Below are 16,299 nucleotides of genomic sequence, written 5' to 3' on the forward strand. Positions count from 1 at the left end.
CTATCTACCTCTATATCTACAAATTTCACCATAAGGGCAATACAAATCACATTCTTTAGGATTTATAGAAAAGTCCCCATCATATATCTTCTGAATATATTCTTTCATTTCTCCTTTTATATGTTCCATCAAGCCATTCCACTCTTCATCATTTAAAATGTATTTCCCAGTTTTCTTCTTAAATACAGCTTTTTCATCCTCTTTCAATAGTTCTATACTTACTTCTGCCTTGGATATATTTATATATCCTCCAGCAATGATATTTTTATCTCCTTCAGCCATTATATATACAGGCAATTGAAATGAAACCCCATTCATCATATCTGAAATTTTTCTTATTCCATAGGAAGAAGTCTTATAGTCATAGAGTACATATTTATCCTCATCTATCAATTTATCTATTCTGTCTATTTTCCCCAACAAACTTATTTTTTCACCATCAATATCTATTGAAAAATCCTCTTTAAATCCAAATTCTACTTCAAATTCATAAGGCAACATTTTGTATTTTGAATTAGACATTCTATCTAAATCCACTCTAACTAATTTTAAAATTGTATCTGCCATATTATCTATTCGAAGTCTCCACAATTTATCTGCAATATCTATTCCACTTTTATCTAATATATTTTCTATTCTATCAACTATTTCACCTAGTGTATCTTCCACTTGAAATTCACCTAGCCCTTTCGTAGCTTCCATAAAATCATTTTTATGAAATTCATAATAACTTTTGAGTACACTATGATAGATATTGCCTCTATCAAGTGGTGAAAAGTCTTCCATAAATCTTTCCATTCCTTCTAGTTCTAATATATATTCCATAAGAAATTTGTAAGGGCACTTCCCATAGTTTTCAAAATAAGTTATAGAACAAATTCTATTTTTCTCCCTTTGTATCAAATCTTTTTTTATATTCTCATCATTTATAAATCCCGAATACTCATTGTATTCTTTAGAATTTCTCAAAATTTCACACTCTATTTTTTCATTTATTTCTTCCAGTAAACCATCTTTTCGGCTATTTAACATACTAAAATAATCCTTTAAATCTTCTCCATTATAGTATCTATATAATAGATGAGCTACAAGTTCTCTGTCGGTAGTTATCTCGTCAAAATCTTCTTTTACTATATAGTTCATATCTAGTTTTATCACATCAACTTTTTCTTCTTCCCTCTCTCCCTCAAAAATATTTAAAACTTCATCTAAAAACATAGAAGGAATATTTACCTCATCACCTATTGAACTCTCTGGAAAACTCAAATACAATATCTTTTTACATCTAGTCACTCCTATGGCAAACAGTAGACATTCTTTGTCTAATTTTTCATAGTAACTATTCCTGTCCAATCCCATATTTTTAAATATAGAGAGATTGTCTTCTTTAAAGAAAAAGTTAGTTCCTTTTAAATTTGGATACTTTCCTTCAACCAATCCAGTCATAAATACCACATCATAGCTTGTACCTTGGGTTGTTGCAGAAGTGAGTATATTCACACCTTCACTATTCCCAAAACTTATAACTACAGTTTCTTTTTCTAAATATTTAAGTAATATTTCATAAAAATCTTTCAAATGAATTTTCTTGTATATTATAGAAATATCTCTACTCATATTCACGAAAACTTCTTTAATCCTTGCAAGTGCAGAAATGTCTCTATAAAAAATATCATAATCTTCCGTTTTTTTGTAATTGTCAAGTATTTTCTGTCTCAAATTATAGCTTTCAATGATATCTAATATAGATAAACTTATTTTTTCTGGAGAAGTAAATTCAGGAATAGAACTTCCTTCTATATAAATTTTTTCAATGGAATTTTCAAGATGAACTACTTCTTCATATTTTTCTATGAAATCTTCTTCTCCACTTTCTATTCTCTTTGAAAACTTTTTCTTTTCTTCTTCAAGGAAAAGCTTCAATTCTTCAATTTGGCTATAATTTAATTTATACAAAATAAACTCTACTTTGTCCTTATCCTCATCAAAATAAATATTGAAATAGCTATTTTTGACTCTATTTATAGTGGATTTCTTGTCAAAATTGTTTATTTTTATATCTATTATACTGAGTAATTCTTTGACCAATGGAATATCAATAAGTCTTATTTCCTCATTTGATGAACTAGGTATCTTTTCTTCTCTAAAAACCCTATACAATGTATCTAAATACTCATTGGGAGAAGTAAGTACAATTGCCATACGATTTAATGGAATACCTTTTTTATTTAAACATTTTATCTCTTGAGAAATTCTTTTCAACTCCAAATACTTATTTGGAGTTTTTATCAATTTTATATTCTCATTTTTTGATAACAATTCGCTATTTTCAGTAAATAACCTATCTCCAAGTATTTCAAAAGTATTCTTTTCACTCTTATCTACATGAACTATTTCAAAATCCATTTCTTTTAAAATATTCAATGTATCCTTCACAGTCGAAAATTCTCTATCCCTCTCATATGGTATATTTACATAGATATCCATTGAATATTTACACATTTCTTTAAAAACTTCCAGCTCTTGAGGTCTGAAATCAAAAAACTCATCTATTACAACAAAATCAATACTCTCAAAAAAATCCCCATTGCTCTTAAGTAATTCTATTCCCTTTATAAATCCTTCTTCCACATCAATTAATTCATTTTCCTCTAAAAATTTTTGATATTTCTCATAAACCAAACCTATTTCACTATAAAAAGGCACAGAAGGAGTATTTTCATAATATTTTTCAGGAGATATCAAAGACCTTTTCATCTCTCCAATGATATTTGATATACTTGATACAAATCCATCCATAAAAGATACATCTTTATAATATGCAATATCTCCATTTTCACATAGCTTTCTTAAAATATTTTTAATGATTTCTTCTTTCAATTCTGAATCTATAGTTTTATATAGTTTATCTTTTAATAAATTGCTTATTATATCATCAAAGGTAAATAAATTCACATCAAAAGCACCTTGATTGTCTTTAAACAATATCTCTCTATATTTTATAAGCAATTTTCCATTTGGCAATATATAGCAAAATTTATGGCCTTTGTTTTCACTTAAGTATGTCTTAGATATTTCCAGCAATTCTTCTCTTTTGCCATTGTTAAATGGTCCATAGTAGATAACTCTATTTGGCATAAAAATCCCCCTAGAAATCCATATTTATATAATCAAAAGCTAATTTTCCGGCTCCAATCATTCCAGAATCATTTAAATACTTTGCAGGAAATATTTTAGTTCCTTTTGAATTGTTGCATATTTTTTCATAGGAGCTAGTCATTTTATCCCACCAATATTCTTTAGAATTTATTACTCCTCCGCCTATTACAATTCCCTCTGGATCAAAGATGTTTTTTAAAGTAGTCAAAAATATAGCTAAATCATCTGCAAACTCTTCCACAACCATTTTGCAAATAGGATCATATTCACTATTCTTGAATATATCTATTCCTCTCATCCTTTTATTGGCCTTTTCATAAAAAGAATTCTCTATCCCATTTCCTGAAATATACTGCTCTGCACAACCTCTTTGGCCACAATTGCAATGTCTTCCATTTGGATAAAGTATAGAATGTCCAAATTCAGCCCCTTGATAATTGTTCCCATGCCAAATTCCCTCATCCTTAGTCCAAATTCCTCCTCCTACTCCAGTTCCTAAGGTAATCATTACAAAACTATTCAAACCTCTCCCTGCACCTACCCACTGCTCACATATAGTAGCTACATTGGCATCATTTTCAATAACAGTAGGAATATCTTTAAACTCACTGGCTAATTCTTCCCTTATATTGACTCCTGCCCAATCTGGAATATTTCCACCGTGAAATACAACTTCTCCCTTTTCAACATCTATAAAACCTGGAGTTCCAAGGCCTATAGCTTCAATATTCTCCTTATTTTTAAGTTCTCTTACAATATATTTTATTCCATCAAGTACTCCTTTTCTTCCATCTTGTATATTTGTCTCTATAGTAATTTTTTTTATGATTTCTCCGCTTTCATCAACAATTCCACCATTGATTTTAGTTCCTCCTAAATCAATTCCTATGACTTTTCTCATACAAAATGCCCCCTAATTACATTTTAGTGTTTCATCTAGTTCTCTAAAATAATTTTCTAAATAGTCAAAATCAATATAACCTTTACCTATTAAATAATAATAATCCATTATTTTAGGATTGAAAGATAAATTAAGTACATTCTTACAAAAAATATGGGCAGCAATATCACTAGTTTTCACAATAGGATAACTCTTTTTTATAGGACCCATTTTGAATACTATTGCTTTATCCAATTTATCATATACATAATCCATTTCTTCAATCTCTAAATAATGAAACAATTCATGAGCAATATGGATTTGTGTTATTTTCTCATAGTCAAACATCTTGTCCACTTTCAATTTTTTAAATTCATCTTCCAACCATTTTATTGATTTGTCATATAACAATATCTTTTTTTCAACTGCATCATATTTACCTCTCATTTGTATTATTTCAAAATCATACTCATCAGTTTTTAATTCTATCTTTATCTTTTTGTCTTCACATATATCCCTTATATCTTTATTGGATTCTAAGCAAATTATTTTTTTTGCAACTTCTTCCCCAATTTTCATAGACTCATATACATAATATTTTATTTTATCTTCTGGTATCTTCTTAAAATATAAGTCTTCCTTTAATTCTGCCAAAGACAATATTTCATCTGTACACATCTTTTCTAATCTTTTATTGCTCAATGTATACAACTCCTTTACAATATTTATTATTTATAATTATCTTCATTATACACTTTTATCCCATTTTCAGTTAATAATTTTGCAGCCACTCCATCTCCTTCTACCAATTTCCCACTAAAAGTACCATCATATATTTTACCACAACCGCAAGAAGGACTTTTGGACTTAAGTATCGCAACATCAGCTCCTAATATTTCAGCTATAGCTAAAGTCTTTTTAGCTCCTTCTTTGAAATTTTCAGTACAATCTACTCCCTCTTTATTTATAACTTTTATATTTTTCTCATCATCTAACACTATTTCACAAGGCACTCTAGGAATAGGAAGGCCTCCAAATACTTCTGGGCACACTGGTATTGCTTTTCCTTCTTTGACAAGTTGAATTATTTTTTCATTTCTGTTGTCTTTTCCATCATATCTACATTTATATTCCAGCAAGACAAGCACTAACAATATACAATATTATCACCTCTATTTAAATATTGTTCCTGGAAAATGTTTTATACATTACATTATAGCAATAGCTTCTATTATGCTTTAGTTTCTACATAAAAAATTTTACCCTAGCAAGGCCAGGGCAAATCTAAAAAACTGTTCCTATTTCACTTATATTCGCTAAATCCTCTCTATAATCTATATCCTTAGGATTCAAACTATTTATCACAACTCCACTTGATGCTCCTGTAGAGTGAATATATTTATCATTTCCTATATACATAGCCACATGTCCAGGCCAATACATTAAGTCTCCAGGTTTCATTTCTTCTCTACTTATACTTCTCATATTGAATTCTTCCTTAAGTTTTGCATCTCTATATATGATGACACCATTCATCAAATAAGAAATTGAACATAATCCAGAACAATCTATGCCTAATGGTGATTTTCCTCCCCATCTATATTGAGTTCCCAAATAAGACAAAGCAGTTTTAACTACATTTTCTCTCAAAACTTCTTCAGATAGTCTATCTTCCGGTCTAATCCTATTCATTATAAAATCTTTTCTTATCCATCCGCTATTCCCAGCTGGGAAAAGTATTTCAGCCCAGTTTTCACTTACTCTTCCAGACAATTTGACTACCGCTGCTCTTGTGAGCTGAAATATAGGATAACTTTGAAATTTAGGTTCCTTTAAAACATCTACTATACCAAAATTTATAGTATGATTTGCTTCTCTATCCCATTTGAGAGTATCCTCACCACAAATCTCAATTTGGCTTTCATGAATATATCCTCTATAATTATAGTTCGTTTCAATATAGTACCATTCATCAGAAGACCTTTCGAGCAATTTAACTATCATTCCAAAAAGTGCTTCATCTGCCGCCTCCCCTGTAAACTTTGGTTCTTGTTTTAAATATCCTATAGTCGCTTTTATAATAGCATAATTTTCCATATCGTTTCCTCCCTATGCTCTACTTCTAGATCTATATTCTTCCACTTCCTTCTCATTTGCCAATACAAAATGTTCCGGTTCTATTTCTACCCATTTAGGAGGATCATTTGTATAGTCATGGCATCTAGGATCATATACCTCCAATACTTTCTTTTTTTCACGTATTGGATCAGGCAATGGGATAGCTGACAACAATGCTCTAGTATATGGATGATAAGGATGCTCAAATAATTTTTCTGTATCTGCAAGTTCTACTATTTTCCCCTTTCGAATGACAGCTATCCTATCAGTTATAAATCTTGCAACAGATAAATCATGAGTGATAAACAAATAAGTTAATCCTTTTTTCTTTTGAAGTTCAGATAATAAATTCAAAACTTGAGCACGAATAGATACATCTAATGCAGATATTGGCTCATCAGCAATGATAAATTCTGGCTCCATGACTAAAGTTCTTGCAATGCCTATTCTCTGCCTTTGCCCTCCTGAAAACTCATGAGGAAAACGATCTGCAAATTCTGGAAGCAGTCCTACATCTAAAAGGGCTTTACAAACTTTTTCTTCTCTTTCTTCCTCACTACTATAATTCTTTATATTATATAAGCCCTCGGATACTATATAATCAACTTTAGCCCTTTCGTTCAAAGAAGCCATAGGGTCCTGAAATATCATCTGAATTTTTCTTGTCAATTCTCTATCTAAATCCTTGCTAATCTTTCCACTTATCCTTTGCCCTTTAAAAAATATTTCTCCACCAGCCACTTCATTTATTCGCATGATAGCCCTACCAATAGTAGTTTTCCCTGAACCAGACTCGCCAACAAGTCCAAAAGTTTCTCCCTTATAAATATGAAAACTTACATCATCCACTGCTACAAATTTTTTCTTTTTCCTATTTCCAAATTCCACACGCAGATTTTTTGTCTCCAATAAAACTTCCCTTTGTTTGTCATTCATTTTCACTCATCCTCCATTGTGAACGCAATTTTTTTATGGATTCAGGTGGTTCTACCTTTGGTGCACGTGGATCTAACAACCAAGTTTTCGCCTTGTGAGTAGGACTTACAGAAAAATATGGTGGTCTTTCTACAAAATCTATTTTAAGTGCCCTTGGATTTCTAGGGGCAAAAGCATCGCCTCGTATTTCATTGAATAAATTTGGCGGAGTGCCTTTTATAGAATGTAGTTTTTCTCCTTTAACTCCAAGCTGTGGAAGAGAAGAAAGCAAAGCCCATGTATATGGATGTCTTGGATCATAAAAAATTTCTTCACAAGTTCCTATCTCAATGATATCACCTGCATACATAACAGCTATTCTATCAGCTACATTAGCTACTACTCCTAAATCATGAGTGATATATATTATAGTTAAATTGTATTTTTCCTTTAAACTCCTTAAAAGTTGAAGAATTTGAGCCTGTATAGTCACATCCAATGCCGTAGTTGGTTCATCACAAATAAGTATTCTAGGATTACATGCTATTGCAATAGCTATGACAACTCTTTGTCTCATACCTCCAGAAAACTCATGAGGATACTGATGATATCTCTTTTCAGGTTCAGCTATCCCCACATCATTTAAAATATCAATTACAAGTTTTTTAGCTTCCTCTCCCTTAAGTCCTCTATGGAGTATTACCGCTTCTTCAATTTGACTTCCAATAGTCATCAGTGGATTCAATGAAGTCATAGGTTCTTGAAAAACCATGGCAATTTCCCTGCCTCTAATTTTTATCCAATCATTTTCTGTTTTATATTGGGCCAAATCTTCACCATTATATATTATACTTCCAGAATCAATCCATCCATTTCCATCAAGAAGCCCCATAAAGGTTTTGGTGAAAACAGATTTTCCTGAACCAGATTCTCCAACTATTGCAAGGCTCTCCCCTTCATATAGATCCAAGGAAGCCTCCCTTATAGCAGTTAAAACTCTTCCTCTTAATTCAAATTTCACTACTAAATCCTTAACTGACAGTATTTTTTTCTTATCCGCCATGCTTTCCACCCCCTAAATATGAGTCCTTGGATCAGCAGCATCTGCAAAAGCATTTCCTATTACATAAAAAGATATTGTGACCAAAGAAAGAACTATTGCTGGAAATATCAACTGATAACGCAATGATGGAGCCATCATGACTACTCTGCCTTCATTAACTAAATTTCCCAAAGATGGGATACTTACAGGCAATCCAAGACCAATATAAGTTAGAAAAACTTCAGAGCCTATTGCCGCAGGAATAGCTAATGCCATTCTAAGCATAATGACAGAAACTAAATAAGGAAGTAAATTCTTGGTTATAATTCTTCTAGTTGGAGTCCCAAGACATCTAGAAGCCAAATTGTACTCTCTATCTCTTATAATGACTATTTGATTACGTACAAAACGTGCCATACTTAACCATCCAGTTATACACATGGCAAAAATCAAAGTACCTATACTAGGACGCATGATATAAGTTAAAAGAACTTGTATGATAGTAGTTGGTATATTGTCCAAAACATTGTATATTTCAGTAATCACTGCATCAAGTTTTTTTACATATCCCCACAATGCCCCTACAGTGATACCAATTACAGCTTCACACAGTCCAACTAAGAAACCAATTAAAAGAGAAGTACGTGTACCACTCCATATACGAGACCATAAATCCTGACCAATAGAATTGGTTCCAAACCAAAACTCTGAATCTGGTGGGTTATTTATAAGCTGCATATTTGTCTTTTCATCAATATATATTTTAGTAGGAGATTTTTGATTTGGCAAATATGGTTGAATAATAGTGAATACAACAAGAACTATCATGAGCACAAGAAAAAACATTGCAACTTTATTTCTTCTAAACATTTGAAACGTGGAGCGCCAATATGAATAATTTGAATATCCTGTACGTTCTGCTTGAGATTCATCATATTCTGCAAAAGTAAACAATGATTCATTTATTTCATCGCCTAATTTATTGATCTTTGCATTAGTCATTATCTAGCGCCTCCCTTTCTATCTAGTTTTATACGTGGATCCAGTGAAGCCATAAGAATATCTCCTAAAAAAAGTCCTATTATGCCAATTGATGAATAAATAAGAACTAGTGCCTGAACCAAAGGATTGTCCTGTCTCTGAATAGCATCTACAAGCAATCCTCCCATACCTGGTATTGAATATAAAGATTCTATATATATAGAACCTGCTATAGTATACAGCAAAGACGCTGGCAAATATTGAGACATAGGAACGAAAGCATTTCTCAAAACATGTTTTCTCATAGTTTTTTTATCTTTAAGTCCTTTAGCTCTTGCAAGTTTCACATAATCTTTATTCAACTCATCCACCATATATCGTCTCATCCACATTGCATAAGATGCTGAACTACCAAGAGACATAGAAATAGCCGGCAAAATCCAACTACTAGGTTGACTTGGGCTAAACAATATTGGAAGTTTAAGAACATTTGAACAGTACAATTGAATAAATAAATAATATACCGCTGCTGGAACAGCATTTATAATGACAATATATGCAGTTCCAAATTTATCCCAAAATTTACTTTTACTTCGTGCCATAGCTATACCTAATGTAATTCCAAATACCAGTGACAATGCCATAGCAACCAATCCAAAACACAATGAATAAGGAATTTTAGTTTTTATAATATCAGCTACAGGCACTTTAGGTCTATAGGTTATAGAAGTTCCTAAATCTCCAGATATTATAGATTTGTAAAAGTTTTTAAGCTGTACATGCATTGGATCCCTAAGTCCCATGCTAGTCAATATAGCTTCTCTTTGTGACTCATCAAGTTTTTCATAGTTATCTCCAAAATATCCTTCTTCAGGCATTAGGCGCATGAGAAGAAAAACTAAAGTTATTACGATTATTAGTGTAAGTAATGATTGCAATAATCTTTTCAATGAATACTTTAACATATTTTAAACCTCCCCTTTTAGCCATAAATAATTCCCTTATTTTCGCTTAAAATTGAAGGACTATTTAAAAATAGTCCTTCAACTGACTTTAATATATTTTTAAATATATATTTTATTGCGCTGCTTTCTTTAGTGCTTCGGCACGTTCTTTTTCCCATTTCTCCAATGCCTTATGATATTCATCTGTATTCATAGGTTTAGACATGATTCTCTGCCCTTTAAATCTTTCTCCAGCAACACCAAATGGAGAATATGGAGATTCAAATGGATTCAATTTAGAAGCTGAATAGCCGCCTCCACCTACTGCATAAGGGATGACAAAAGCTTGATCTATAAAAAAGGCTTCAGCCTCAGCAAATAAATTGTAACGTTTCTCAATATCAAGTACTTCTGCTTTTGCCTTATCGACCATATTTTCATAGATATTCTTGCCATTAGATTCTTTATACCCTTCTGCCAAATGCGGCCAATTGTAATTACTATCTGGAGTAAATGGATCTGTATATGTTTCTGGGTCTGCATAGTCTGGCCCCCAGTTGCACTCTTCTAGTGCATAATTGCCAGCACGTCTTGTTTCATCTAAAAATCCTGTAGGTGGATGTGGTTCTATAATTACATCAATATAGTCTGTACCTAATAAATTTTCAAGTTGTTGCTCTATGACTTGAGCACGATTTGCCCATTCAGAAGAACTTGTATTGTAAGGCATCAAAATTTTAACTGGGAATGTAGCCTTTCCCTTCAATTCATCCATGGCCTTTTCCTTATATTCAAGGGCTAATTTTTCATTAAAAGAATCATTGTCTGAAAATTTATCTAATCCACCAAGTTGAGTATAGTCTACTCCATCTAAATTCACAAAGTTCTTAGGAGTTATAGTATTTGTCAATCTATCTTCTGGATTGTAAGGTTCTTCAGTAAGCATAGCAGCTTTTCTATCTAATGCATGGAATATAGATTTACGGAAATTCACATTGTTAACTGCTATTTTCCAATTTTCCGGTTCATATTCTGGTGCAAAATGCGGATTAAAGTTAAATGCATAAAAATAGGTATAAAAAGAAGTTCTATTTGGGCGAATCATATCCTTCTTTTGTGGATCCTTCATCCACTCATCAAGAACTGATGAAGGAATATCAGTATAATCTATATCACCACGTAAAAACAATTCTGGCGACAAAGTTGCAGCTTCCTTGTTATAAGTATAATTCAATCTTTTAATATGAACATTTTCTTTATCCCAATAGCTTTCATTTGCAACTAATACTCTTCTTGTTTGAGGCTCAAATGTTTCCATTATATATGCACCATTGTACAAAAAATTTGTATTGTCTGTACCAAATTTATCTCCTACTTCTTCCAAAAACTGTCCATTAACTGGAAAGAAACACACATATGTGAGCATTGATAAGAAATATGGCGTAGGTTTTTCAAGAGTATATTCAAGGGTATATTTATCTACAGCTTTTACTCCAACTTCTTCAAAATCAGTAATTTCACCATTATAGTATTTCTCAGCATTCTTCAGAACACTATAAGCTATATTTGCAGTTTGTGACTCATTGCTTGGATTTAGTATATATTTCATAGCATCTACGAAATCCTGTGCTGTAACTTCTCCATACTCTTTTCCATCATGAGTTACCCATTTTACTCCTTCACGTAATTTAAATGTCCAAACTAAATTGTCATCTGATACATTCCATTCCGTTGCCAAACAAGGCTGTACCACACCGTACTCATCATAATCTATCAAAGTATCTACTAAATTAGCTGCCAATGCAAATTCTAATGTAGTTGAAGTAACCAAATAATTCAATGTTGTAATTTCTCCCGAATATACTGTTGAATATTCTTCGCTTTCATCTTTTGAACCTTTTTTATTTCCTGAAGAACAAGCGGTCATAGTCAAAGACAGAACTAGTAAAATAGCCATTAAAGCTGTTAGCCTTTTCTTTTTAAACATAATTACATCCCCCTTCCATTTTTTATTAATTAGAAATAATTCAGCATACAAAAACGTTTCAATAAATAGAAAAATTCTAATTTTCACAATTTTGCAATATTTTAAACATATTAATTAGCAAAAAACATGCCAAGTAAAATCATATTCAATTATCTCTAGTTCATATACCATATTATACACTCTTTCCGCATTTTCGTAATAATTTTTTATTGATATTGATGAAAACATTTATACAAGTATTATACAACATCTTTATCACTTTTCCCACAATTAGAACCATTTCCGTTTATCCGAACTATTTTATTCCATATTTTTTCAATTTTTCATAAAAAGTAGTCTTGCTAATCTCCAATCCACTCATAGCTTTCTTTTTATCTCCTTTATATAACTTCATAGCTTTTTCAATAGTTTTTTTCTCAAAATTTTCAACAGACTCTTTAAGAGGTGCTATGTCTTCCCTTTCTAATTCTTCACTTTTGTTCATTTTTAAAGTTAAATGTCTGGAAAAAATTGTACCTCCATCACATAAATTTATAGCCCTTTCTAATATATTCTCTAATTCCCTTACATTTCCTGGCCAATCGTACTCTAAAAGCATATTTAAAGCTTCAACTGATATGGTCTTGTTCTCACAGCCAATCTTTTGACATATTGATGGCAACAACATTTCTACCAAGGAATAAATGTCTTCTTTTCTCTCTCTTAAAGGTGGTATCCAAATTGGAAATACATTTATTCTATAATATAAATCTTCTCTAAAATTACCTTTAAGCATTTCTTCCTCTAAATTCCTATTTGAAGCCGCTATAACCCTTACATCAACTTTTATTTTTTCCTGACCTCCTACTTTATAAAAAGTCTTATCTTGGAGAACTTGCAATAGTTTTACTTGCAAATTGGTAGATATTTCTCCAATTTCATCTAGAAATATAGTCCCTCCATTTGCCATTTCAAAAAAGCCTTTCTTTCCATCAACTCTAGCACCTGTAAATGCTCCCCTTGTATATCCAAACAATTCACTCTCCAAAAGAGTTTCTGGTATAGCACCACAGTTCACATGAATAAAGGGTTTGTCTCTATTGCTGTTCTCATGAATAGCTTTTGCCAGAAGGGTTTTACCCGTACCGCTTTCTCCAAGTATGAGAACTGTAGAATTTGTATTAGAAGCCCTAAGTGCTAACTTCTTTACATAATTCATCTCCCTACTTTCTCCAACAATATTAGGAAATAGCTCTTTCAACTTTTTTTCTTCATCTAATTGTTTTTCAGCTTTTTCAAGATTTAAAAGTGCCTCATCTCTTTCTCTAATGGCCTTTTTTATTTCAGAAATATCTTCTACTTTCAATGCTGCACCAATTCTTTCATTGTCTTTATCAACTGGTATCAATGTACACATAGTAGGAAACCCATTTATTTCTTTGAATTCATCTACATAGCTTACATTTTTTCCCTTTGCTACTTCACAAAACTCTTTAATTGTTGAACTTCCTCCATGAATTTCAAAAATATTTTTCCCTATTACATTAAGATATTCGGAATTTTCTCCTTTAGCCATATATTCCTTACCATCTAAAATATCTCTTAAACCCTCTCCTCTAGCTGTATAGCCTTGGGCCTGATAAAACTTCATCTTTTTTGTATCTCCATCTAAAATAACAAGATGTCCAATATAATTTATATAATTCATGGTATACTTTTTGTTATCTGCTTCAATAGTCATAATTTTATTTATAAAATCTATTGTAACTTTAATGTCTATATCAAGAAATTTGGTTTCCATCTTTAACACATCTTTTACTTCACTATCTTCTTTGCAGATATATACAGGTTTTATAGTTTTATCCTTGTAAACACCTACAGCAATTAACACATTCCCCTCTTTAATTTTTCTATCATAAATTCCTAAATATTCTAAAGTTTCAGCATCAAGATTTCCGTCATCTTTTCCTACCGCATTGTCGGCAATGATCACTATATCACCAGCTTCAATATTGCCTCTAGAATGGCTTATCTGTTGGCTGTTTAAAATTCCAAATATTTCTTTGGCTTTATTGTTATAGATTTGTATAGTACCATTGTTGTCAATAACTATAAACCCTTCAGACATCATGTCAGTAAACATTTCTAAATAGCCTTCACTATTAAACATAAGACTCACCCTTAATAATATATGGTATTTCTTATTTCTTCAAATCCAAATCCCGGTTTATCTTCCAAGGTTATAGTATATTCATCATAATTTGCTCCACCTATTATTGGATCTTCAGCACACAAATTTGGACCATCTAAATCAAATTTAGTTATGATACTTTTAGCTCCAGCTAGATGACATGCTGCAGTAAGCCCTATCTTGCTTTCCATCATACATCCAAGCATACACTGAACACCATAGGTTTCAGCAAAATTGCATATTTTCAACGCATTGTGAATTCCACCCGTTTTCATCAACTTTATATTCACTAAATCAGCAGCTCTATTTTGAATGATATTTGCTGCATCTAGTGGAGAAAACACACTTTCATCAGCTAATACTGGAATTTCTACATTGTCTGTAACATATTTAAGTCCAGCAATATCACAAGCCTTGACAGGTTGTTCTACTAGTTCAATATAAAGTCCAGCATCCTCCATCATTCTCAAAACCTTTACTGCTTCCTTTGGTGTCCAGCCTTGATTAGCATCTATTCTGATATCCACACTATACCCTATTGCATTTCTTATAGCTTTTAGCCTTTCTAGATCTTTTTTAGAATCCTTCCCTACTTTTACTTTAATGGTTTCATATCCTTTTTCTACAGCTTCTACAGCATCTCTTGCCATTTCTTCTGGTTCATTGACACTTACAGTTATGTCAGTAACCACTTTATTTCGAAATCCTCCCAAAAGCTTAAAAACAGGAGCATTGTAGAGTTGTCCAAACAAATCATATATGGCCATATCCACAGCAGCTTTAGAACTTTCATTATGCACTAATGAATTGTCTATTCTATTCATTATCTCTTCTAAATTTTCAATATCCATACCCATTAATTTAGGTTTGATATGTTTCATAATAGCACATTTAATAGAACCTAAAGTATCTCCCGTAATTACAGGAGTAATGGCCGCTTCGCCATAACCAACATTCCCAGTATCTGTGACAATTTTAACCACTACATTTTCTAATTCATAGACCTCCCTTAGTGCAGTCTTAAAAGGCTTTCTAAGAGGAATATTTATTTTTCCTACTTGTATATCACATATTTTCACAAGAAATCACTCCTTTTCATATGTTAAATAAATTATACCATCATGAAAAAATTGTGCAATGTGATAAAGTGATAAATTATCTAAAAAATACTCAAATTCAATTCCCTTGATAAATCCCTCAATACCCCGTATCCAGCTACAGAATTGCCCCTTTCATCTAGTGCTGGTCCATAGACACCTATCCCCATCCTACGAGGAACTGCTCCCATAATTCCTCCTCCTACTCCACTTTTAGCCGGTATCCCTACTCTTATAGCAAATTCTCCACTAGAATTATACATTCCGCAAGTAACCATGAAGGTTTTTACAATTTTAGCTACATGTTCACTAACTATGTTTTCCCCAGTTTTTAAAATAGTGCCACTATTTGCTAAAAAAAGTCCAATATTAGCTATATCGATACAATCTACTTCAATAGAACATTGTCTAAAATATACATCTAAAGTCTCCTCTACATCTCCTTCTAAAACTCCCATATCTTTCAACAAGTAACCCATAGCTCTATTTTTATTCCCAGTTCTTTTTTCAGACAAATAGACTTCTTCATTTACTTTCAAATTGTCATTAGAAGAAATTTTCCTAAATAAAGATAAAAGTCTTTCAAACCTTTCCTCCGAACTACCACCCTTGATAAGTGAACTAACAGCAATAGCTCCTGCATTGATCATAGGATTTAAAGGTTTTGAAATATCTCCTGTTTCCAGCTTATAAATTGAATTAAATGCATCCCCTGTAGGCTCCATCCCAACTTTGCTGAAAACTTTTTCTTCTCCATTGTCCATTATAGCCAACATAAGAGCCACAGTTTTTGATATACTTTGAATTGTAAATTTTTTATCGTAGTCTCCAGCTGTATATATATTGTTGTTCATATCTATAATACAAACCCCCAAATCTTCTGGATTTGCTTTGCTTAAAGCAGGGATATAATCCGCCACCTTACCTTTTTTAGTTAATTCCTTATTATCTATTATTATTCTTTCAAGTATTTTATTCATAAATATAGCCCCCTTTAATTTGTATA

The 16,299-nt window shown here is 31.8% G+C and carries 13 protein-coding genes; all 13 read right to left on the minus strand.

What is annotated here, in order from left to right; genetic code table 11:
* Positions 1 to 3,138 (minus strand): PD-(D/E)XK nuclease family protein, encoded by a 3,138-nt coding sequence (locus ACFWUA_RS00800; protein ID WP_416198281.1) that lies wholly within the window; start codon positions 3,136 to 3,138, stop codon positions 1 to 3.
* 10 nt (positions 3,139 to 3,148) lie between these two features.
* Positions 3,149 to 4,060 carry an ROK family protein gene (locus ACFWUA_RS00805; protein ID WP_416198282.1) on the minus strand — a complete coding sequence of 304 codons (912 nt, stop codon included), beginning with the start codon at positions 4,058 to 4,060 and terminating at the stop codon, positions 3,149 to 3,151.
* Positions 4,061 to 4,072: 12 nt separating this feature from the next.
* On the minus strand, positions 4,073 to 4,741 hold the full coding sequence (locus ACFWUA_RS00810; protein ID WP_416198283.1) for a hypothetical protein: 669 nt from the start codon (positions 4,739 to 4,741) through the stop codon (positions 4,073 to 4,075).
* A 26-nt stretch (positions 4,742 to 4,767) separates the two neighbouring features.
* Entirely contained in the window at positions 4,768 to 5,187 is a 420-nt protein-coding gene (locus tag ACFWUA_RS00815; RefSeq protein ID WP_416199155.1) for a DUF523 domain-containing protein, read from the minus strand.
* Positions 5,188 to 5,323: 136 nt separating this feature from the next.
* Positions 5,324 to 6,136 (minus strand): C40 family peptidase, encoded by an 813-nt coding sequence (locus ACFWUA_RS00820; protein WP_416198284.1) that lies wholly within the window; start codon positions 6,134 to 6,136, stop codon positions 5,324 to 5,326.
* Positions 6,137 to 6,148: 12 nt separating this feature from the next.
* Positions 6,149 to 7,093, minus strand: a complete 945-nt coding sequence (locus ACFWUA_RS00825; RefSeq protein WP_416198285.1) for an ATP-binding cassette domain-containing protein — start codon at positions 7,091 to 7,093, stop codon at positions 6,149 to 6,151.
* Positions 7,086 to 8,135 carry an ABC transporter ATP-binding protein gene (locus ACFWUA_RS00830; RefSeq protein ID WP_416198286.1) on the minus strand — a complete coding sequence of 350 codons (1,050 nt, stop codon included), beginning with the start codon at positions 8,133 to 8,135 and terminating at the stop codon, positions 7,086 to 7,088. The genes ACFWUA_RS00825 and ACFWUA_RS00830 overlap by 8 nt, the downstream gene beginning before the upstream one ends.
* Before the next feature lie 12 nt (positions 8,136 to 8,147).
* A complete protein-coding gene (locus tag ACFWUA_RS00835; RefSeq protein ID WP_416198287.1) occupies positions 8,148 to 9,116 on the minus strand; it encodes an ABC transporter permease in 969 nt (322 codons plus the stop codon).
* Positions 9,116 to 10,060 carry an ABC transporter permease gene (locus ACFWUA_RS00840; protein ID WP_416198288.1) on the minus strand — a complete coding sequence of 315 codons (945 nt, stop codon included), beginning with the start codon at positions 10,058 to 10,060 and terminating at the stop codon, positions 9,116 to 9,118. Before ACFWUA_RS00840 ends, ACFWUA_RS00835 begins: the two co-directional genes overlap by 1 nt.
* A gap of 112 nt (positions 10,061 to 10,172) precedes the next feature.
* On the minus strand, positions 10,173 to 12,026 hold the full coding sequence (locus ACFWUA_RS00845; protein WP_416198289.1) for a peptide ABC transporter substrate-binding protein: 1,854 nt from the start codon (positions 12,024 to 12,026) through the stop codon (positions 10,173 to 10,175).
* A 295-nt stretch (positions 12,027 to 12,321) separates the two neighbouring features.
* Entirely contained in the window at positions 12,322 to 14,175 is a 1,854-nt protein-coding gene (locus ACFWUA_RS00850; RefSeq protein ID WP_416198290.1) for a sigma-54 interaction domain-containing protein, read from the minus strand.
* An 11-nt stretch (positions 14,176 to 14,186) separates the two neighbouring features.
* Complete coding sequence (locus tag ACFWUA_RS00855; protein WP_416198291.1) at positions 14,187 to 15,275, minus strand: dipeptide epimerase; 1,089 nt, start codon at positions 15,273 to 15,275, stop codon at positions 14,187 to 14,189.
* An 80-nt stretch (positions 15,276 to 15,355) separates the two neighbouring features.
* A complete protein-coding gene (gene glsA, locus ACFWUA_RS00860; protein WP_416198292.1) occupies positions 15,356 to 16,273 on the minus strand; it encodes a glutaminase A in 918 nt (305 codons plus the stop codon).
* Positions 16,274 to 16,299: the final 26 nt, after the last annotated feature.

The organism is Sporanaerobacter sp. (assembly GCF_047830725.1).
GTDB lineage: Bacteria > Bacillota > Clostridia > Tissierellales > Sporanaerobacteraceae > Sporanaerobacter.